The sequence below is a fragment of the Capnocytophaga gingivalis ATCC 33624 genome (assembly GCF_000174755.1).
In the GTDB taxonomy this organism is placed as follows: domain Bacteria; phylum Bacteroidota; class Bacteroidia; order Flavobacteriales; family Flavobacteriaceae; genus Capnocytophaga; species Capnocytophaga gingivalis.
The window spans coordinates 33,120-53,177 of sequence record NZ_ACLQ01000023.1 but is presented as its reverse complement, the minus strand read 5'-3'; the positions used below and the strand labels follow the sequence as shown (position 1 = coordinate 53,177).

The 20,058-nt window shown below is 42.1% G+C and carries 17 protein-coding genes, 2 tRNA genes and 1 pseudogene; 5 read left to right on the top strand and 15 right to left on the bottom strand.

The features are described from left to right. Positions 1-33 precede the first annotated feature (33 nt). The 14 genes from CAPGI0001_RS09350 to CAPGI0001_RS09285 all read right to left on the bottom strand — a co-directional run bounded on the left by CAPGI0001_RS09350 (position 34) and on the right by CAPGI0001_RS09285 (position 13,603). On the bottom strand, positions 34-240 hold the full coding sequence (locus CAPGI0001_RS09350; RefSeq protein ID WP_002669202.1) for an SGNH/GDSL hydrolase family protein: 207 nt from the start codon (positions 238-240) through the stop codon (positions 34-36). Between the two features lie 142 nt (positions 241-382). Then, a complete protein-coding gene (locus CAPGI0001_RS09345; protein ID WP_002669262.1) occupies positions 383-1,105 on the bottom strand; it encodes a DUF4262 domain-containing protein in 723 nt (240 codons plus the stop codon). Between the two features lie 62 nt (positions 1,106-1,167). After that, entirely contained in the window at positions 1,168-2,412 is a 1,245-nt protein-coding gene (locus tag CAPGI0001_RS09340; RefSeq protein WP_002669179.1) for a peptidase U32 family protein, read from the bottom strand. A gap of 189 nt (positions 2,413-2,601) precedes the next feature. Beyond that, positions 2,602-4,074: an SGNH/GDSL hydrolase family protein gene (locus CAPGI0001_RS09335; protein WP_002669249.1), complete on the bottom strand. Its 1,473-nt coding sequence runs from the start codon at positions 4,072-4,074 to the stop codon at positions 2,602-2,604. A gap of 72 nt (positions 4,075-4,146) precedes the next feature. Further along, on the bottom strand, positions 4,147-4,833 hold the full coding sequence (locus CAPGI0001_RS09330) for a TIGR02117 family protein (protein ID WP_002669181.1): 687 nt from the start codon (positions 4,831-4,833) through the stop codon (positions 4,147-4,149). Further along, entirely contained in the window at positions 4,833-5,321 is a 489-nt protein-coding gene (locus CAPGI0001_RS09325) for an SMI1/KNR4 family protein (protein ID WP_002669172.1), read from the bottom strand. The genes CAPGI0001_RS09330 and CAPGI0001_RS09325 overlap by 1 nt, the downstream gene beginning before the upstream one ends. 62 nt (positions 5,322-5,383) lie before the next feature. Further along, the gene (locus tag CAPGI0001_RS09320) at positions 5,384-6,067 is read right to left on the bottom strand and encodes an RloB family protein (RefSeq protein ID WP_002669321.1); all 684 of its coding nucleotides are present in this window, start codon (positions 6,065-6,067) and stop codon (positions 5,384-5,386) included. Positions 6,068-6,072: 5 nt separating this feature from the next. Then, positions 6,073-7,332 (bottom strand): AAA family ATPase, encoded by a 1,260-nt coding sequence (locus CAPGI0001_RS09315; protein WP_002669274.1) that lies wholly within the window; start codon positions 7,330-7,332, stop codon positions 6,073-6,075. Between the two features lie 75 nt (positions 7,333-7,407). Further along, positions 7,408-7,992, bottom strand: a complete 585-nt coding sequence (locus CAPGI0001_RS09310; RefSeq protein ID WP_002669217.1) for a GrpB family protein — start codon at positions 7,990-7,992, stop codon at positions 7,408-7,410. Between the two features lie 10 nt (positions 7,993-8,002). Beyond that, positions 8,003-10,798, bottom strand: a complete 2,796-nt coding sequence (gene polA / locus CAPGI0001_RS09305; RefSeq protein WP_002669156.1) for a DNA polymerase I — start codon at positions 10,796-10,798, stop codon at positions 8,003-8,005. Between the two features lie 16 nt (positions 10,799-10,814). Next, positions 10,815-11,507 carry a YceI family protein gene (locus tag CAPGI0001_RS09300; protein ID WP_002669271.1) on the bottom strand — a complete coding sequence of 231 codons (693 nt, stop codon included), beginning with the start codon at positions 11,505-11,507 and terminating at the stop codon, positions 10,815-10,817. Positions 11,508-11,601: 94 nt separating this feature from the next. Continuing rightward, positions 11,602-12,171 carry a YceI family protein gene (locus tag CAPGI0001_RS09295; protein ID WP_002669299.1) on the bottom strand — a complete coding sequence of 190 codons (570 nt, stop codon included), beginning with the start codon at positions 12,169-12,171 and terminating at the stop codon, positions 11,602-11,604. A gap of 64 nt (positions 12,172-12,235) precedes the next feature. Then, positions 12,236-13,279, bottom strand: coding sequence for an FAD:protein FMN transferase (locus CAPGI0001_RS09290; protein WP_002669187.1), 1,044 nt, complete (start codon positions 13,277-13,279; stop codon positions 12,236-12,238). Then, complete coding sequence (locus tag CAPGI0001_RS09285; RefSeq protein WP_050769241.1) at positions 13,280-13,603, bottom strand: hypothetical protein; 324 nt, start codon at positions 13,601-13,603, stop codon at positions 13,280-13,282. Positions 13,604-13,889: 286 nt separating this feature from the next. Between CAPGI0001_RS09285 and CAPGI0001_RS09280 the strand changes: the two are divergent. From CAPGI0001_RS09280 to CAPGI0001_RS09265, 3 genes and pseudogenes are all read left to right on the top strand, one after another. Continuing rightward, positions 13,890-14,579, top strand: a pseudogene (locus tag CAPGI0001_RS09280) (DNA alkylation repair protein); the annotation flags it as partial. A 791-nt stretch (positions 14,580-15,370) separates the two neighbouring features. Beyond that, positions 15,371-18,097: a calcium-translocating P-type ATPase, PMCA-type gene (locus tag CAPGI0001_RS09270; RefSeq protein ID WP_002669204.1), complete on the top strand. Its 2,727-nt coding sequence runs from the start codon at positions 15,371-15,373 to the stop codon at positions 18,095-18,097. 83 nt (positions 18,098-18,180) lie between these two features. After that, positions 18,181-18,252 (top strand) — tRNA-Arg (locus CAPGI0001_RS09265). A 39-nt stretch (positions 18,253-18,291) separates the two neighbouring features. Here the strand turns inward: CAPGI0001_RS09265 and CAPGI0001_RS09260 are convergent. After that, on the bottom strand, positions 18,292-18,603 hold the full coding sequence (locus CAPGI0001_RS09260; protein ID WP_002669185.1) for a hypothetical protein: 312 nt from the start codon (positions 18,601-18,603) through the stop codon (positions 18,292-18,294). A gap of 194 nt (positions 18,604-18,797) precedes the next feature. Between CAPGI0001_RS09260 and CAPGI0001_RS09255 the strand changes: the two genes are divergently transcribed. Both CAPGI0001_RS09255 and CAPGI0001_RS09250 read left to right on the top strand, forming a co-directional pair. After that, positions 18,798-18,871 (top strand) — tRNA-Ala (locus CAPGI0001_RS09255). Positions 18,872-18,965: 94 nt separating this feature from the next. After that, positions 18,966-19,748 (top strand): ADP-ribosylglycohydrolase family protein, encoded by a 783-nt coding sequence (locus CAPGI0001_RS09250; RefSeq protein WP_002669160.1) that lies wholly within the window; start codon positions 18,966-18,968, stop codon positions 19,746-19,748. Positions 19,749-20,058 lie beyond the last annotated feature (310 nt).

Sequence of the window (20,058 nt, the reverse complement as noted above, 5' to 3'; positions counted from 1 at the left end):
ATTGTATTTATTCTTTTAGTATGTATTTCTATCTTATTCTTTTACAAAAGGTAAAACAAAATCACGCCATTTGAAATACGCTGCTCCTACTAAGTGAAGGCCATCATTGGTATAAGCAGGGTCTAATAGTTGTGAACCTGGGGTAACCAATTCCTTATACAGATCAATATAGGTGAGCTCATTTTCCTGACAAAGTACCTTTATCTTCTCATTCAGTGTCGCAATAGAAGCGTGTTTCATATGTCCTGAGAAAAGCCCAAAGGAATGATTGGTGGGCAATACACTCTGTATATATAGCTTGCAATTCTTTTATAAAGAGCTAAAAGGATCTCTTATGATAGATACAAGCTTGCAAGAAATGAGCTAACATGAGGTAACATTTTTATTCCTCATAAATGTCTCTTTTCCATCTTCCTCCTACAAACTCTCTATTGGCACACTCCCCATAATCAAGATCAAAAATATCATTGAGAGTAGGATCAACTTTTATTAGTTCTTCCAAGGACACTAATTTCCAATCAGGTTCTCCCGAGGGAAGAAAAAACCAATGGCCCTCTTTATCATGTATCACCTCTACAATAGGTTGCTGATTTTCTAACCAAGCTGATGTTGTGAATACAGGACAGAGTTTGTCTTCTCTGAATTTGAAATCAGCATTCCTATCTAAGAGCGGTTGTAAGTAGATAAGATCTTCTCTGAAATCTGATTCATATGGGAATATTCCTTTGTCATCAGGCCATATCAGTTGCAAAGCAGGAAAATCGACTGTTTGGTAATAACTAATTGCCTGTCCAAAATAATCAGGGATATTACGCTTATCCACTGCTAAGAATTGTACAGGATATTTTTCTAATATATCATGATAATTCCTACCTATTTCTATCAGTTTTTCTTTTTTTATTACTTCAAACACTACAGTATTGAGCATAGTATGGAGTGTATCTATAGGCAATCCTAAGGAAATAAGTTCAGGATGCTTGTAGCTTTTCCATAGACCTACAGTATAGGCAAAAGATGGCAAGTAATTGGTTTGTGGAACCATTATTACCTCAAAACCATACTTTACAATATCATCTGTTAGTTTGTTAGAGTATTCATCTGACATTCGCTAATTTATTGATTTGTTACTATCTCTAAGCTCACTGTTCACCGCTCACCGCTCACCGCTCACTGATTACTAACTATCTTATATAGCTTGTCAGAGGGGCGGGTGCGGAATTCGGTACGGAAGGTACAAGAATCTCCTTTCTTGGCACTCTCAGAGAGTTGATCATTGACATACATATCCTCCAAGATGAGTTCCTGTACCCCTGTGGTGGGGCCTGTGATAAGGAGATTATCCCCTCGCTTGATGTCAAAAGCCTCAATTTTGAACTCAGAAATATTCGTTTTCGGGAAAAAGTGCATGGCCTTGCCTATATACACCTTCTTCTGAGTAGCCTGAGAGCCAGGAACACCGCTCCATTCTCCTAATTTCTGTCCTAGATAATACCCACCCCAGAAACCACGATTGTATACAGTGGCAAGCGCTTCCATCCATTTCTCTACTTTTTCCTTGGTGTAAGTGCCCTCATAATAAGCGTCTATAGCCTCTCTATAGGTGCGAATTACGGTCGCTACATACTCAGGGGCGCGACCTCTCCCTTCTATCTTGAGTACTTTAGCTCCTGTATCAATCACCTGGTCTAAGAAATCCAAGGTACATAAGTCCTTGGGGGACATCATATACTCGTTGTCCAATTCTATCTCGAATCCACTTTCTTGGTCTATTACTGTATATTTCTTGCGGCAATTCTGCTTGCAAGCTCCTCTATTGGCGGAGGAGTTGTGAGAATGTAAGCTCAAATAACACTTTCCAGAGACAGCCATACACAAGGCACCATGTCCAAAAATCTCTACCTCTACCAAGTTCCCTGAAGGGCCTTTGACCTGTTCTCTCTCTATTTGTTCACATATTTTCTTGATCTGTCGCAAGGAAAGCTCACGGCTCATTACCATAGTATCAGCAAAAAGCGCATAGAACTTCACGGTTTCTATATTGGTAATATTGATCTGGGTCGAGATATGTACCTCCATCCCTATTTGCCTTGCGTAAGCGATTACAGCCTGATCCATTGCAATGACTGCTGTGATATGAGCCTGCTTGGCTCTGTCCAATAAAGTCTTTATGATGGAGAGATCATGGTCATAGATGATGGTATTGAGTGTCAGATAAGTGCGAACATTCTTTTCCTTACAGCGGCGCGCAATCTCGTCCAAGTCGTCCAAAGTAAAGTTGATACTCGAGCGAGCTCTCATATTGAGCTGTTCTACTCCAAAGTATACAGAATCAGCCCCATTGTCCAAGGCAGCTTGCAGGGATTCAAAGCTACCTGCAGGAGCCATTAGTTCTATCTTTCCGGTTGTTGTCATTTCTTTCGTTAGGCGTTACAAATTTACAGCAAATTATTTGAATACCAAAATAATAATATGAATTTTTCTCTGTTTTAGGAATAGATTTTTTAGAGAATTATCCTGATAGAAAAATGTTATAGGATTGGCTAAAGTTCTTATTATTTTTTAGTATAAACAGATTGTTTTTCAGTCTGTAGAGAAGAGTGGTTAAGGTTTTTTCTTAGGATCCAAAAAGTCCAGTATGGAATCCTTGTGTAGGAGAGAATCCTTGGAGGTCTGCATGAGCTCATCTATCTTCTCGGTTGAGGATTTAGGATGCTTGAAGGATAAGTATTTTCGCATCAGTTCTTTGTACAATAGCTGAGCTACCTTCTTGGAACCACGAGCATTGAAGTGAGTATAGTCCTTTCCTGCCAAGGGAGGAGTAGCCCCTACCCACTTGAGCATGGAGCCTTCGCCACCCATGAGCTTGTATAGGTTGATAAATCCAGCATGTGTCTGCTTTGCATAGGATTCTTGTGCTAAGGAAAGAGGTACTACAGCATTGTCTGTTTTCATTTCCATGCCATACTTGGATGATTTGTCGGCAGTGGAGATGATTAGGAAGGATGCCTTGGGGAAGCAAGTACGCAATTGGTTGATCACTTTGGTCATACCTTTTTCATACCATCGGTAGTCCAAAGTACCGTAGTTCAGTACGTTAGCTCCAAAATGCAATACGATAAGGTCATAATTGCCCAAGGCGGTATCAAAGTCCTGCATCAGTGCAGTATTGAATAGGGAAAGAGGTAAACCTGAATTCCCTCTACTGGAGAAATTGTCTACATGTACCCCTCCATCGCTGGCAGAGTTGATGCCATAGATAGGGATAGAATCCGCTTTGAAGAAGTTCACACGTACTCCTTTTACATTTCCTTTGGCTAAGGTGAGGCTGTTGAGTCGTTTGGAGGCGTTCAGTGGCTTTACGATATGGGTGGTATCTCCTTCGTGGCGAATCTCCACATATGCTTCCGTATTCCCTGATTGTCCGAAGAAAAGGGTAGGAGAGTACATTTGGTTGATATGAGGCTGAGCAGAGGCCTTGTAGGAGACCCAAGTAAGGGCTGGGCTTTTTACAAAGAAGACCTGTCCGGCAACTCCAAAGGGACGGGTTGGACGCTTTACATTGACATAAGATTCTCGCTTCCAATTGTTCGAATAGGTGTGATGTACACTTCCTCGTGAGGCGGCAGACTCCGAGGTGATGGGTAAGAAACCTACTCCATTACCTCCAAAAGCTCCTTGGAAGAGTGCACGTAAGTCCTGTACGATAAAGTCCCCATCGGTCATAGAGTCACCGAAATACCCAATGCGCACATGCCCTTGCCCTGTAGTTTCTAAGTGTTGCAGTTTCTCAAAGAAAGGCTGTAGATACTGTTGGGGAGTTTGCCCCTTGAGGGAGTCAGAGGTCGTGTGCTTGGGGGCTTTTCCATGAGCGAGTGTATCTTTGTTCTCATTCAGTACCTCCTCAATATCCTTGCCCGAGAGTGCCTCCAGCATGAGACTGTCCACAACCACATTGGTAGAAGAGGCATTCCCTTCAGGGAAGATACGAGTAGGTAAATAAGGCCTTAGCCCTACAAAAAGAAGGGCTGCTAAAAGCAATATAAAGAAAGATTGCTTGAAATAAGATATGTTCACAGGAATAAAAATCTAAATGCTACTAAGGGGCAAAGGTACAAAATTAATGATTAATGAATGATGATTAATCTGTTAATTTTTTTCTTGATAATTTCGTATGATATCAAAGGCAAAAGGTGTCCATACACAAGCGCGTATACCACTGTTTTTGAGCATTTTATTTGTCCAACTATTGCAGGTGAAAAACAGCTGATAGTGCCCCTTAGCTTCATAGAAAGCATCGGTATCCCCATACACGGCATCGGTGGGGACAAGGAGCGCTTTACCTTCTTCCAAGACAAAGGTTTGTGAGATGTGCTCTGCTAACTTCTTATATTGGGCTTGGCTCACAGAGAGTGCGGCAATCATATCAGAGGAGGGAATCTCCTCATAGAAGGTAGCATGCATGAGAGTGCCCCCTTGTCCTGTAACCGCTTGAAAGGCTGTAGTAAATTTCAGGTCAGCCCAAGTGGGTGTTTCTAAGTAAAACTTCCTACACCCCCACCCTAAAGCAATATAGGGACTTTGTCCTTTCCCTCGTGTATCTTGCTGGCTGACAATATTCTGCCAATCGAAAAGGTCATTCTTCACAGGCATGATAATATCTGTATGGGCTCCATTGGAGAGTACCCAAATGGTCTCTTCTTCTGTGCTAACTTCTTTGGCATTGACCTCAATACGGGAGAGTATCACTGCCGAGAGCAGGTAGAGTAAAAGGAAAGCTACCAAGCCTAATATGCTGTAGGCGAGGTATTTTAAAGTTTTAAGAATGATTTTCATTATCCTTTGCACATTTCTATTTCTTCTTCAAGCCACTGGGAGAAAGGGACTAATTCAGTATCTTCTTCCCAATACTCAGGAGGGATATCGGAGTAGAAAATTCCAAACTGATCTTTTTCGCCCAATACAAATCCTGCCTGATGGCCTACAGTGGGATAGCAGACTAAAAGGATATGAGGGAATAAATAGACCCCTGTCCCCTCAAAGACCTCTTTGGCATAGCTTTCCCATTGTTCAGGGTGGTAGAACTGATACGAAAAACCTCTTTCGTCCTCGAAAAGGGTACAAGCACCCAAGGTAAGAAGAAAGTTTTTGAAGTCTTCGGGCAGTTGCACATTATATTGTTGCTCAAAGAGCGTAAGTTGCTCAGGAGTAACCTCACTTTGTCGAGAAAAACAATAGGTTTCATTGCCAAAATGAATCGGTTTGCCCCCACTTTGTTTTATAAGGTCTTGTAATAAGGAAAGAGTTTTATTAAAAGTACTCATAATCTTCTATTTTCTTGCAAAGATACTATTTTTTTATTGAATCGGAAAAGAGGTAGTTCTTGTTATACTCTTTTGTATTCGTTGAGCAATTGTACCAATTGGTATACTAGGGTCACAGGTTTCTGTTGGTGATAGGGAAGGTCTTTCTGTCTGAGATGTAACTTCTCAGCACGAGCAATAGCCTGTAATTCAGAAGAATTATTATCTTCTTGCAGTAGTGTATAGAGCCTCTTACAGAAATCAAGTCTCTTGCCTTCTTTTACATAATTCATCTTAAAGTATTTTCCCAACTGTTCATAGTAATATTCTCTATTCTGAGTGCTTTGTATATCTTTGTAATGTAATAAAAGCCATAGTTCAAAACAATCATTAGAATAAGCTACATTGTAACTCAAGGATTTGGCTTTATCTATAGAATTATCAAAGTTAGTAAAGTCCTTATCCATATTTTGCACATCCATATCAAACACACACCATACTTCATCGAAGATAAAATCCTCATTTTTTACAATCTCTTGAGTGGCTTGTACTAAATTCATCTTCGATTGCCCTTGTAGGTTGACACATCTTACAGATAGTGAAATAACAGGGAATTTGCTAAAGTACCATTCTTCAGTCTGCCCTTCACAGACGATCAATATGGTTTTATTGGCTCTTCTAATAGCTTCATATTGATAGCTATTTTTACGCTTTTCCCAAGGTTTCCCTTGATTAGTAACCTTTATAGCTTTGGTTTTCTTTCCCATATCGCTTATGAATTGGTTACTAATTCTGAAAAATCCTCTACCCAAGGAATTGCCCCATATTTACCATGGATATAATCCTTTTCAAAAGAGGCTTCTGCACGTACCCCATTGATCTCGGCTAAGCTGTAGAGATGACTGGCGCCTTCTTCATCCTTTTCGACAAACTCAATCTGATCGCGTCTTAGAAGGTTATTAGATAGCAAAGAAGTATCATGAGTAACGAAAATGAACTGTGTTTGTTTGTTCTCTTCCGAATTGAATAATTGTACAATACGCTTAGTTAAGAGAGGGTGAAAGCGAGCATCGAACTCATCAATCACCAGAGGGCGCCCTTCTTTGAGAGCTTCATAAATGTAAGGACTTAATTCAAAAAGCTTACGTGTACCCTCCGATTCGTATTTTTCAAAAGAAAAAACCCCATGGGCTAAACCTCCCATATATTTTCTTTTAGAAACAAGTAGTTGTGTTTTTTTCTGTTTTTCTAAATCAACAGATTTTTCAGGTTCTCTCAACTCTAAGTCATCGATGGAGGTATCTCCTTTTTTTAGCATACTAATAATAAACTCTTTTTTAGTAGTATCTTCTAAAGCTTCTTTTGCATAACTCATCATTGCAGGGTTGCTCAGTCCACTGATGATATTAATACTACTTAGATTACTAGTGATATGCTTGGATATCTTTCCAAAGCCAAAGGAAGCCAAGACTGTAAGAAATAAATTGGTAGATAAAAGCATTTCCCCTGTATCGCCCCCTTGTTGGGTGAGGTTCATATAGATAACCCCTTCGGCAAAGTTTGTTTTGTCTATCTCTGTAATTGTATTACCCTCACGAATAAAATAACACAATTCTCGTTTTCCCTTTTTTCCATAGAGCCATTCGGAGGTAATTCTCCCAGTTTGGACTTCAAACCCATAGCGATATTTTACTTCATCTATATAGAAAATCATCTGAAAGAAAGCAGCCTGATATATGGTTTCAATACTTATAAAAGAATTCATCAGTAAAAGTACCTTGTTGTCTTTTACAGAATCAGATACTATTTTTATAAAAGCATGCAAAGCCTTTATAACATTACTTTTCCCACTAGCATTTGCTCCATAGATAGCTTTTGTCTTTAGGAAAGCACTGTCTTTGTACTTGAAAGTATGTGTAGATTCCAAGGCAATATCCTTGGTGGAAGTCAGTGGTGCTTTGGAAAGACTTAGTGTCTGTATTTCTTTGAAAGATCGGAAGTTTCCGAAACTAAAATCTTGCAATACTATCATAATTCTGTTTTTGCTTATTTTTCGCAAAAATACAAATAAGAAATGATATAACAAAATATTTCTTAGGAATAAGGATTAGGCATAGCGTCCTTGGTACATTTTTTTGGCTATTTGCGTATATTTTTTTATGAAATCGGTCTTATGCGCTGTATAAGCATCTCTATCATGCTCATAAGGTTTCCATAGGGAGATTTTAAGCGCTTCATATTGCCTTGCCACCAGCAGATGTTCCTGTACATAATCTCGGAAATACAACTCATCATTATCCCCTCCATAGCGCAAATGTAGGTGAAATACCTTCTCAGCAAAACCTTGTAAAGTATACCCTTTGTTGAGAGTGATTCTTGTAGAAGTCTCATTCATACAGAGATAGCCTGCCTCAAGAAGCTTCTCTTTGATCTGTGAAAGTGAAGCTTCTTGGGGTATCTCTACAAGGATATCTATAATGGGTTTTGCCCATATTCCACCAATAGCAGTACTACCTATATGGCTAATTCTCAATACCTTTTCATGAGCCAATTGTTTTAGGAGAAAAGACTTTTCTTCCTCAAACCATTCCCTCCACAGTGGGTTAAAAGGGGAAAGAATGATGGGGAATAACTCCCATAGTTGCCTAAGAGACATTCTCAGCAATGGGTGGGGCTGTTCATCATGACTCATGACTCATTATTTAGTGGGCTTCCAGCCAGTTATTCCCTGTTCCTATCTCCACGATAAGGGGAACAGAAAGGGCGTATGCATGTCCCATTTCCTCACGGATAAGAGGGGTTACTACTTCGAGTTCCCTCTTAGGAACGTCAAAGAGCAATTCGTCATGTACTTGTAGGAGCATGCGGGTAGCCAATTTCTCTTTTTCAAGACGCTCAGCGATACGTACCATGGCTATTTTGATAATATCGGCAGCACTTCCTTGTATAGGGGCATTTACGGCATTGCGTTCGGCAGCCCCTCTCACTACCTGATTACGGGAATGGATATCTGGCAGATAGCGACGACGCCCTAAGAGAGTCTGTACATATCCATGTTCGCGAGCAAAGAAAATCTGCTGTTCTATATAGGTCTTGAGCTTAGGATAGGTCTGGTAATAGGTATCGATCAGTTCCTTACTTTGGCTGCGGCTTAGCGAGGTTTGCTGGCTTAGCCCTATGGCCGATACTCCATAGATGATTCCAAAGTTCACGGTCTTGGCATGGCTACGCTGCTCCTTGGTCACGGCTTCCAAGGGTACGCCAAATACCTTGGCAGCGGTAGAGCGGTGGATGTCCTGTCCGTCGAGGAAGGCCTCTATCATATGTGTTTCCTCACTCAGTGCTGCGATGATACGCAGTTCTATCTGCGAATAGTCGGCCGAAAGCAGGGTGTAGTTCTCATCACGAGGAACAAAGGCCTTGCGAATCTGGCTACCACGAGGGGTGCGGATGGGAATGTTTTGGAGGTTTGGCTGGTTGCTGCTAAGCCTACCAGTAGCGGTTACTGCCTGCATGAAGGTAGTATGGATACGCCCTGTACGCGGGTTCACCTCACGGGGAAGGGCATCGGTGTAGGTGCTCTGTAGTTTCTGTAAGGCACGGAACTCCAATACATTGGCTACAATAGGGTGCTGAGAAGCCAGTTCGGATAGTACCTCTTCGGAAGTGGCATATTGTCCAGTCTTGGTCTTCTTGGGTTTGGAAAGTAACTTTAGCTTCTCGAAAAGGATATCCCCCAATTGCTTCGGAGAGGAGAGGTTAAAGGATTCCCCAGCTTGTTCAAAGATAGCTGTTTGTAGGGCGATAAGATCGGTGTTGATTTCCTTCGAAAGTTGGGAGAGGAAAGCTGTATCTACTGCAATACCCTCATATTCCATCTGAGCCAATACGCGAACCAAAGGCGCTTCTACTTCAGTGAAGAGTGGGGTCATTTTGTCCTTTTCCAGCAGAGGGAGAAAGGTATGTTTGAGTTGTAGGGTGACATCGGTATCCTCCACGGCATATTCCTTTTGCAGTTCCGCTGGTACTGAACACATAGAGAGTTGTCCCTTGCCTTTCTTGCCGATAAGGGTTTCTATGGCAACAGGGGCATAGCTTAGGTAGGCTTCTGCAAGCAAGTCCATATTGTGTCTCATATCTGGATTGAGCAGGTAATGAGCGATCATAGTATCAAAGAGTTGTCCCCTTACCTCGATGTCATAATTGGCCAAGATCTTAAGGTCATACTTGAGGTTTTGACCTATCTTGAGTATGTTTTCTGCTTCAAAAAAGGGTTTTAGAAGGCTAAGCCACTCTTTGGCAAGGGAGAAATCTTCCGGAAAGAGGATATAATAGCCTTTGTGTACTTCCCAAGAGAATGCCAAGCCAACGATCTGGGCTTCCATTTCGTCCAGGGAGGTTGTTTCGGTATCAAAACATACTTCTTTTTGTTTCAGTAGCTCAGGCAATAGGGCTTTTACTTCGTCTTGGGTGGTTAGTAGTTGATACTCATGAGGGACATCTTTGATTGTTTGGAGCTTTTTGGAAGGGGCTAAGTCAAAGAGCGAAGGGGTTGCTGTTCCTGCAATAGGGGAGGGTTGTCCAGCCAAGGAGAACAAGTCGGGCTGGGTGGATATAGGAGCCACATTGAAGGCCTTTTGTAGGGTGGTGAGCATGGTGCGGAACTCCAGTTCCTCGAATAGGGGTTCTATCTCAGCCATTTTTGGCGAGGAGAGTTCAAAGTCTTTTTCATCAAAGGTTACAGGCACATCCAAGATGATACGAGCCAAGGTCTTGGAGAGGATTCCTTTGTCCTTGTTTGCTTCAATATTCTCACGGAGTTTCCCCTTGAGCTTATCTGTATTGTCCAAGAGGTTCTCTAAGGAACCAAATTCCTTGAGGAGCTTTTGTGCTGTTTTCTCACCCACCCCTGGTAGGCCGGGTATATTATCTACCGCATCGCCCATCATACCTAAGAGGTCTATCACTTGCTCTGGGTTTTCCACTTGGAAATTCTCCTTGACCTCTTCCACTCCCCATATTTCGGTATCTTTGCCCCCACGGGCAGGCTTATACATGAAGATATTAGGGCTTACCAGTTGTCCATAGTCCTTATCGGGAGTTACCATATATACGGTATATCCCTGTTTTTCAGCCTGCTTTGCTAAGGTTCCTATGATGTCATCTGCTTCATATCCTTCTTTTTCTATCACAGGGATCTGCATAGCGTGGAGTATCTGGTGGATATAGGGAATAGCAAAGCGAATGGCCTCGGGAGTCTCTTCACGGTTGGCCTTGTATTCAGGGAAAAGAGCTGAGCGCTCTTGGCTTCCTCCTTTGTCAAAACAAACAGCCAAGAGGTGTGGTTGTTCCTTGCGGATGACCTCCAAAAGGGAGTTCATAAAGCCCACAATGGCAGAGGTGTTCATGCCCTTGGAGTTGATACGAGGATTCTTGATAAAGGCATAATAGCCTCTGAATATCAATGCATAAGCATCTAAAAGGAATAATTTCTTCATCGTAAAGTCTGGGTTGTTAGTAAATAAGAGTAACGTTCAGGGAGAAGAACTTATCAATAGCCTTGTCCCCTAAGTAGTCCGAGAAGCTCTCAGCAGCGAAGCTCACCCCATAGGCGGTTCTATCGATAGTAAGAGCCGTCTGGAAGCTGCGCTGTGCGATGGCTGGAATCAGTACAAAGACTATAGGCTTGGTAGTGCCTTTGATGGTCATATCTGCCTGTATCTCATAACTTTTGTTGTTTATCTCGGTCACTTGTTTTATTAGCAAGGTAGCTAAGGGGTATTCCTTGACAGAGAAGAAATCCCCTGACTTGAGGTGTTCCTCGAGCTTGCCACGGCGATTATCAGTAAGGTCTAATACCCTTAAGGACGACATATCCACCGCCAGGCTGCCCCCTTTGAGCTTGCCCTCCTTGGAGAAAACCAATTCGCCCGACTTGAACGAAAGCACTCCCTGGTGGGAAGCTCCAATCATCTTCTTGCCCGTCCACTGTATACTGCTTGATTCGGTATCTATAGGGTGGGCAATCATTTTTTTAGAAGTTTTTTTCCCTTTCTTTCCTTTTAGGGAAGAAGTATTCTTAGCTCCCGAGGGTTTTTTATCTGTCTGTACTGTCTGGGCTTTATTTTTTTTCTTTTTCACTTGTCCTTCTGCGGTAAAAGAAAGCAAGAAGGCAGCTATAGATAGTATTGTAATAATTTTTCTCATGGCACATAATAGGGTTAGAATGATGAAATACCTTTGGCAAAATTACTTCGCCAAAGGTATTCTTGTATATAAAATCACCAAATCAACTTACAGTTTAGTTTTCAGGAATTACAAAGGCGTAGAGTGTGAAATTATCCTCGATAGCCTTGTCTCCCAAGTTGGAGAAGAAGCTTCCAGAGCCATACTTGATGTCGAACTCGGTGCGGTTCACCACCAAAGTAGAAGCATATCCCTCTACAGCAGTTCTAAGGAGCTCCACCTCTACAGGCTTAGTGATTCCCTTGATAGTAAGGTCTCCCTTAGCCTTGTAGCCCTGTTGGGTACGAGTTACCTGCTTTAGTGTAAGGGTTGCGGTTGGGAATTTTTTTACATAGAAGAAATCATCGGACTTGAGGTGCCCTATGAGTTTTTCCTTTCCTTTGGCATCCATTCCCTCATCGGTAACCGCCAGAGAGTTCATATCTACTACAAAAGTGCCCCCTGTGAGTTCATTATTCTTATAGGTAAGCTCGCCAGACTTGAAGGCAAGAGTTCCTTTATGCCCCCCAGCAACCACTTTTTTGGCTTCCCACTGAAGGTTGCTCCCCTTCAGATGTAGTTTCTTTGTCTGCCCTATAGCTACTACACTAACTAAGAGCGCTACAATGCTTAGTAATTTTTTCATAAAACGTATTTTAATTGGGCAAAGATAGTAATAAAAATGGAACTAACAAGCGAATATTCGCAAATTAATTTTCGGATAAGGTTTGGCTCTCGAACTCTACGGTAAGGTTCTCAGTCACATACTTCTGTATCTGTCCCTTATGGGCTTCATCGGAATAGAGGAGCACTGCCTTGAGCTCTTTGTGCTGTGCAAGGAAGTCCTTAGCCTTCTCTATACCTCCCAAGGCCATCAGGGTAGTGGCATAGCCATCGGCAAGCATAGCCGAAGGAGCTATCACAGTAGCACTGAGTAGATTACTTGGTTGTGGGCGACCTGTCTTAGGGTTAATGGTATGTACATATTTCTGCCCTGTGAGGGAATCTGTCCAGAGCTTGCGGTAGTTACCAGAAGTAGCCAAACCACAATCTGTTAGCTCCACTGTAGCCACAATTTCTCTGTCTTCATCAGGCTTCTGCAAGGGGTTATCGATACCGATTCTCCAAGGCTTGTTCTTGAGCGTATTTCGCCCATGAATGACCAGCTCTCCCCCTACTTCTACAATAAAATTGGAGATCTGCTTAGAGAGGAAATATTCTGCAATCACATCGGAGGTGTAACCCTGTGCTATTGCATTGAAATTTAACTGTATATTAGGGTTATCCTTTTTTATAAAAGCACCTCTGGGGGTGTCTATGTAATGCACCTTATCCATACCAGTTAGGGCAAGCAGGCTATCTATCTGCTTTTGAGTAGGCGGGGTATGGTTTTCCTTTTTGCCAAAGCCCCAAGCATTGATCAGTTGTCCTATAGAAGGGTCAAAGGCTCCTTTACTCTGCCAATATATATCAAAAGAAGCTGAAAAAACCTTCTCAAAATGTGGATCTATAGGTAGATTTTCTCCCCTGTTTATTCTGGAGATCAAAGAGTTATCTATATAGGTGGACATCGATAGGTCTATGACCTGTAGTATAGAATCAATGGCTGTCTTTTCCACAGGAGCTTTGGCAATATAAGTAATACTATAGGTAGTACCTTGCGCCTCCCCTTTTATATAATAGACATTCTCCTTTGGGGTCGTCCCACAAGCGGTCACTAAGACGGCTATACATAAGGTATATAGATATTTCATTTATTCAATTTTTAAAAGACCTCTGAAATCCACTTGGTAGGACTTGCCATGCTCCAATGGGGCTAATGGGTTGGCTACATCATAGAGTCCTACACCCGCCCAATAGGCATCGCCCTTATGCTCCTGTGCCTTGCGGTGTACGGCTTCCATCAGGACAGGGTCGTACACATCGGGATCATCCCCCTGTAGGATAGGGCGTACAATGATAAAGCTCTTTTGTCCCTGCGGATCTATACAGACAAATTGTGGGTTCTTCTTGCGGTCACTATTGACCAATAAGAACTCCCAGCCCAGCTCCTGCAAAGCCTCTCCTACGATATTCATCGCCAAATTATGTAATTCTTGTTCGGTAAGCACTTTTTTAATGTTTAATTATCAATGTTCAATGTTCAATGTTCAATGTTCAATGTTCAATGTTCAATGTTCAATGTTCAATGTTCAATGTTCAATGTTCAATGTTCAATGTTCAATGTTCAATGTTCAATGTTCAATGTTCAATGTTCAATGTTCCTCTAATCAAAGAGGCAAAAGTACGAAATAAATAGGAGAATATCACGAAAAAATAATGATTTTTTTTGTACTTTTGTCTTCTCTAAAGAACCTTCTAATCATGCCTCAAGAAAGTGCTTTTGTCCGATTACTACTTGCCCTGCAAGATATACCCTATGGGGATTTTACCCATAAGCTTATCCCTACCCTCTCTCGTGAGCGTATCATAGGGGTACGCCTGCCTGCCCTACGCAAAGCAGCCAAAGAGCTCACTAAGCAACAGCCCGAAGAAGTTGCACGATTTCTCCATACGCTCCCTCACTACTATTATGAGGAAAACCTCTTACATGGCTTTCTCATAGAACAAATGAAAACCTTTGACAAAGCCATTGCCTATACCGAAGCCTTTCTCCCCCATATTGACAATTGGGCGGTGTGTGATACCTTTTCTCCTAAGCTCTTCCAAAAGCATCCCAAGGAGACCTATACCCATATCCTCCAGTGGCTCAAAAGTCCGCAGCCCTACACCATTCGCTATGGCATAGGGCTGCTACTGTCCAATTACTTAGATGACTACTTTGAGAGTGAAATGCTCTCCCTCGTTGCCAGCATCCAGTCGGACGAATATTATGTCAATATGATGATTGCTTGGTACTTCGCCACTGCTTTGGCCAAGCAGTACGAAGCGACCCTGCCTCTTATCCAAAGCCAAACCCTCTCGCCCTTTGTCCAAAACAAAACTATCCAAAAAGCCCGCGAAAGCAGGAGAATTTCGCAGGAGGTGAAGGATTTTTTACTTCAATATAAATTACCTACAACTATGAATCTCTGGCATATACAACTACACCCCACTGGGGCTGCTGATTGGACAGCTGAAGACACCCGTCGTATTGTCGCTACGGGCTATATAGGTTGCTCAGGGAAGGCTGTACAAACTTTCGAAAAGCTCCTTGTAGGCGATTTGGTATTGGTACGTTATGGAGCACAAGTAGTAGCTTTAGCAGCAGTGGAGGATATGCCCCGTTTGTTGCGGGATTATGAAAAGCACCCCTTGCACTGGTTTACCCATGGTTGTCGGGTTAAGCCCCTTGCCTACTATGACGAGCTAAAAATAGGCGGTCGTGGCTGGTATCTACCCACTACACTCCAACAGATAAAACCTGAGAATGAAATAGCTTATACCTTTGTAAACAGCTTATGGGAAAAGACAAATTCTCGCCTGCTTTTTTCTGTAGATTTCAACGAACTAATGGCGCATGATTTAGTGCTATTTTCGCAAAAAGACGCTCGGGAGAATGTATGTGGAGAGCCTATACCCTTATACGAAGGTTTGAAAGTAAATATCTATATGGACGATGGTGATGAGCAGAACAATCGTGATGACCTTATTGCCTCGGGCTATGTAACAGCAAACACTACAGAGTACTATCCTTATGTAAAGTGGTGTTGCCGAATAGATGAAAAAGGTATCCGCTGTGAGTCTGAAGGGAACTAATTTTTTTATTGAGAAAAACTTCTTAACATGGGAAAAATATAAATACTAAAACCTCTCTTTATTCGGATAAAAATAGTATTTTTGCCCCTTGTAAATGATAGCTTTATATGTCTGAAAAACATCACTACAAAGGGCTTACCGATGCCCAAGTTGTTGAAAGTCGCCGAAAATATGGCGAAAACACCTTCACTGCGGTGGAGGGGGAACCGCTCTGGAAACAGTTCTTAGAGAAATTTACCGACCCTATTATCATCATCCTATTAGTGGCTTTGGTCTTTTCTTTTGGAGTTTCTTTCTACGAATATACAGTACATGATACCGGTATCCATGCTTTCTTAGAGCCTGTGGGTATCCTCTTTGCGATTCTTTTAGCCACCGGAGTCGCTTTCTACTTTGAACAAAAAGCAAACAAGCAATTTGAAATCCTCAATCAGGTCAATGACGATATTTATTACAAGGTCATTCGCAATGAACGCATCACTCAAGTGCTAAAGAAGGATATTGTCGTGGGGGACATTGTCATCATTGAGACAGGAGAGGAAGTACCTGCCGATGGGGAGTTGTTGGAGGCGGTATCTCTTCACCTGAACGAATCCACCCTCACAGGAGAGCCTCTCATACACAAGAGCATTCTTCCAGAGGACTTCGAGGCAGAAGCTACCTATCCTACTAATTATGTATGCCGCGGTACTTCGGTAGCCGATGGACATGGTATCTTTGAGGTAAAAAAGGTGGGAGATGCTACCGAATATGGGAAAGTGTTTGAGGGGGTACAGATAGATGATTCTGTAAAAACACCACTCAATGAGCAGTTAGACCGTTTGGCAGATCTCATTACCAAGGTGAGTTACGGAATTGCTGCCCTTGTCATCGTAGGAAGACTTATTGTTTATTTTGCAGATCCTACCCATAGTTTGGATAACCTTGATTGGGTGTCTTTCGGAGGGTATCTACTTAATACTGTGATGATTGCTATTACGGTAGTAGTGGTTGCTGTGCCGGAGGGGTTGCCTATGAGTGTTACCCTGAGCTTGGCCTACAGTATGCGTAGTATGATGGCTACCAACAACCTCGTACGCAAGATGCATGCCTGCGAGACCATGGGGGCTACTACAGTAATCTGTACCGACAAAACGGGTACACTCACTCAGAATCAAATGACTATCTACGAAACATACTTTAATCAGTTCCCAGATAGTTCTTTCGCCGATCGACTTATCGCCGAGTCTATGGCGGTCAATTCCACTGCTTATCTTGATTTTTCTGATAAGGAAAAGCCCAGTGTACTCGGCAATCCTACCGAAGGGGCACTTCTTCTTTGGCTCTATGGCAAGGGTATCAACTACTTGCCTATACGTGAGGAAAGTGAAGTGCTACAACAGCTTACCTTCTCCACCGAGCGTAAGTATATGGCGACGCTCATCTATTCACCTACGCTAAAGAAAAATATACTCTATGTAAAAGGGGCTCCTGAGATTGTGATGACTTTCTGTCAGGAGGGCGCAAGACTGAATTCGAACCTCTCCCAAGCTGATTTCGAAGCTAAGTTGCTCCAATACCAAAACCAGGCGATGCGCACCATTGGTTTTGCTTACAAGGAAATAGACGATCCTAAAGCGATCATCTCCGAAAATGGCAAGTTAGTAGTCAAAGGATTACATTTTATCGGTGTCACAGCTATTTCTGATCCTGTTCGTGCAGACGTGCCTGCAGCTATTGAGGAATGTATGCAGGCGGGCATTCAGGTGAAGATTGTAACAGGGGATACCCCAGGTACTGCCAAGGAAATTGCTCGACAGATACGCCTATGGGACGAGAGCTGTACCGATCGCAACCATATCACAGGAGCTGAGTTTGCCACTATGAGCGATGCTGACCTCTTGGAGCGTGTGAGTGACCTTAGAGTCATCTCTCGTGCACGTCCGTTGGACAAAGCGCGCTTGGTGAACCTGCTCCAGCAAAAGGGTGAAGTAGTAGCTGTAACAGGCGATGGGACTAACGATGCCCCTGCGCTCAAGGCGGCTCAGGTAGGACTTTCCATGGGCGATGGTACCTCGGTAGCCAAGGAAGCCAGTGATATTACTATCTTGGACAACTCCTTTAGTAGTATTGGCAAGGCGGTGATGTGGGGGCGCTCGCTCTACTTGAACATTCAGCGCTTTATTCTCTTCCAGATGACGATCAATGTGGCTGCGTGTATCATTGTGCTCATTGGGGCTTTCTTAGGGGTAGAATCACCTTTGACTGTAACCCAGATGCTATGGGTGAACCTTATTATGGATACTTTTGCTGCTTTGGCTTTGGCATCCTTGCCACCGAGCCACCGTGTGATGCATGATAAGCCACGTCCACGCAAGGCAAATATCATCAGCAGTGCCATGGCCAAGGGGATCTTCGGGGTAGGTGGATTCTTTGTATTACTACTCTTCGGATTTATACAATATTTCAAAAACGAAGATATTACCAGCTTGACACAATTCTCTTTAGGGGACTATATGAGCCACTTCTTCCACTTTGGAGCACCCAAGGGAAGCCTATCGGCTTATGAACTTTCGTTGTTCTTTTCCATTTTTGTATTCTTGCAGTTCTGGAATATGTTCAATGCCAAAGCCTATCGTACAGGAAGGAGTGCTTTCCATAATATAGGTAAGAGCCAAGGTTTCTTAATGATTGCTGCTGCAATTGTCTTAGGACAAGTATTTATCACTACCTTTGGGGGAGGAATGTTCAGTGTAACTCCATTGCAATTAGTGGATTGGGCTATTATCATCGGAGCTACCAGTATAGTACTTTGGATAGGAGAAATCCGTCGTTCAGTTGCCAAAGGTCAGTAAACAGAGGCCAGTTTAATAATTAACAATTAATAATTAATAATTAATCATTATTTTTTGTATCTTTGCGCCTCAATAATAGAAGGGGTCTCATAGTTCAACGGATAGAATAGAAGTTTCCTAAACTTTTGATCCAAGTTCGATTCTTGGTGAGACCACTTTTTCAAAAACTATCTTGATGCTTTTTCAGGATAGTTTTATTTTTTCTCCAAATCTATTTTGTTAAGAAGCCCATTGATGATAAGGGCGAACAAGGTCCCCAAAGGAAAAGCTAATAGGGCTACAGAAAGAAAGGCACAGGGGAAGAATAAGGGAATATATCGCTGTACAAAGTAAAAAACTTCTTGATATGCATAGCAAATCCCCCAGATCACAGGATAACGGATACCAGTAGGGGAGAGCTCTTCTTCTCCATAGAGGAAGAATCCTATAAAGAAAATGATAAATACCAATAGCAAGAAGGCCATAAGGTAGAATAGGGAAAAGTCTTTTAGTAGCTTACACTTCATTTGTTTGGGTATGGGAAATAAAATCTAATATTCTTCGGGCAAAATTACGAAAATATTTTTGGAGAAAAAGGTTTCTGTAACAAACATCTGTGTATAGGTATTCATTTGTTATATCTTAGAGTGTTCTGGGAAAAAAATAAAAAAAGATTAGGAAGATTCAGAAAAAAGGTGTACCTTTGCCGCTGAAAAATAATGGGGGATTGGCGCAGCTGGCTAGCGCGTTTGCATGGCATGCAAAAGGTCACGGGTTCGAATCCCGTATTCTCCACTTCTACAAAATATAAATGACCAATGACTAATACCTAATGGGATTTGTCATTGGTCATTTACCATTGATCATTAATCATTAATCATTTACCATTATGTTAGGTTCTATTATAGGAGATATTGTAGGTTCTCGATATGAGTTTGCCAATATCCATACTACAGATTTTGAATTGTTTACTTCTCATAATAGCTTTACCGATGATACCATATGTACCATCGCCATCGCTGATGCACTGCTTCATGGAAAATCTTTCAAGGATAGTCTGCTCTATTGGTGTAGGAGATACCCTTCGCCTATGGGATCTTATGGAGGGCGTTTTGGTCAGTGGATACGTAGTGAAAATCCACAACCATACAATAGTTTTGGCAATGGTTCTGCTATGCGTGTCTCTCCTTGTGGTTGGTTAGGGAGCATGGACCAGGTGCTAAGTTTTGCTCGCGAGAGTGCTGAATGTACTCACAACCATCCAGAAGGGGTCAAGGGTGCTGAGTGTGTCGCTTATGCCATTGCTTTGGCTCTTGAGGGAAAAAACAAAGAACAGATAAAAGAGAAAGTCTGCTGGCTCTATGGGTATGACCTCTCTATGACTTGTCAGGAGCTTCGCCGAACATATCGTTTCGATGAAACTTGCCAAGGAACAGTACCACAAGCCATTATCTGCTTTTTAGAAAGCCACGATTTCGAGAGTGCCCTTCGCCTTGCCGTCTCCATAGGGGGTGATAGTGATACCCTTGCCGCCATTACAGGCGGTATAGCCGAGGCTTATTATGGTATTCCTAAAGAAATTGAGCAGAAAGCACTTACCTATCTGCCTGAGGAGTTTAAGGATTTGATCAGGGAGTTTAGAGAAAAGGTAATAAGACGAATCAAGGAGTAAAATATACCAGTTTGTCATTTTTTAATACAGAATACAAAGACGCAATTTATTGCATCTGCGTCTATTAATGCTTTCTCAAGATTATATTTCTTCATTAGATACTTTCTGTAATAAGAAAACATGCCATTTTTACATGTTTTAATCAATTGAAAATCAAAATAAATTTCTTTTTCTGTAAGTATAAAATCTTAAAAACATGCCAATTTGTCAGTTTTTGAGGTTTGGAATACTTCTTGATAGATAAGGGACAAGGAGGGGGAAGAAAGTGAAGAATTAAAAGAACAACCTAATTCTATAATTCTTTAATTTC

Bases quoted from the DNA above. Each gene is read 5' to 3' on its own strand.
- CAPGI0001_RS09350 (WP_002669202.1), bottom strand. From the start codon at position 240: ATGAAACACGCTTCTATTGCGACACTGAATGAGAAGATAAAGGTACTT.
- CAPGI0001_RS09345 (WP_002669262.1), bottom strand. From the start codon at position 1,105: ATGTCAGATGAATACTCTAACAAACTAACAGATGATATTGTAAAGTAT.
- CAPGI0001_RS09340 (WP_002669179.1), bottom strand. From the start codon at position 2,412: ATGACAACAACCGGAAAGATAGAACTAATGGCTCCTGCAGGTAGCTTT.
- CAPGI0001_RS09330 (WP_002669181.1), bottom strand. From the start codon at position 4,833: ATGAAAATCATTCTTAAAACTTTAAAATACCTCGCCTACAGCATATTA.
- CAPGI0001_RS09325 (WP_002669172.1), bottom strand. From the start codon at position 5,321: ATGAGTACTTTTAATAAAACTCTTTCCTTATTACAAGACCTTATAAAA.
- CAPGI0001_RS09320 (WP_002669321.1), bottom strand. From the start codon at position 6,067: ATGGGAAAGAAAACCAAAGCTATAAAGGTTACTAATCAAGGGAAACCT.
- CAPGI0001_RS09315 (WP_002669274.1), bottom strand. From the start codon at position 7,332: ATGATAGTATTGCAAGATTTTAGTTTCGGAAACTTCCGATCTTTCAAA.
- CAPGI0001_RS09310 (WP_002669217.1), bottom strand. From the start codon at position 7,992: ATGAGTCATGATGAACAGCCCCACCCATTGCTGAGAATGTCTCTTAGG.
- polA (WP_002669156.1), bottom strand. From the start codon at position 10,798: ATGAAGAAATTATTCCTTTTAGATGCTTATGCATTGATATTCAGAGGC.
- CAPGI0001_RS09300 (WP_002669271.1), bottom strand. From the start codon at position 11,507: ATGAGAAAAATTATTACAATACTATCTATAGCTGCCTTCTTGCTTTCT.
- CAPGI0001_RS09295 (WP_002669299.1), bottom strand. From the start codon at position 12,171: ATGAAAAAATTACTAAGCATTGTAGCGCTCTTAGTTAGTGTAGTAGCT.
- CAPGI0001_RS09290 (WP_002669187.1), bottom strand. From the start codon at position 13,279: ATGAAATATCTATATACCTTATGTATAGCCGTCTTAGTGACCGCTTGT.
- CAPGI0001_RS09285 (WP_050769241.1), bottom strand. From the start codon at position 13,603: ATGAATATCGTAGGAGAGGCTTTGCAGGAGCTGGGCTGGGAGTTCTTA.
- CAPGI0001_RS09270 (WP_002669204.1), top strand. From the start codon at position 15,371: ATGTCTGAAAAACATCACTACAAAGGGCTTACCGATGCCCAAGTTGTT.
- CAPGI0001_RS09260 (WP_002669185.1), bottom strand. From the start codon at position 18,603: ATGAAGTGTAAGCTACTAAAAGACTTTTCCCTATTCTACCTTATGGCC.
- CAPGI0001_RS09250 (WP_002669160.1), top strand. From the start codon at position 18,966: ATGTTAGGTTCTATTATAGGAGATATTGTAGGTTCTCGATATGAGTTT.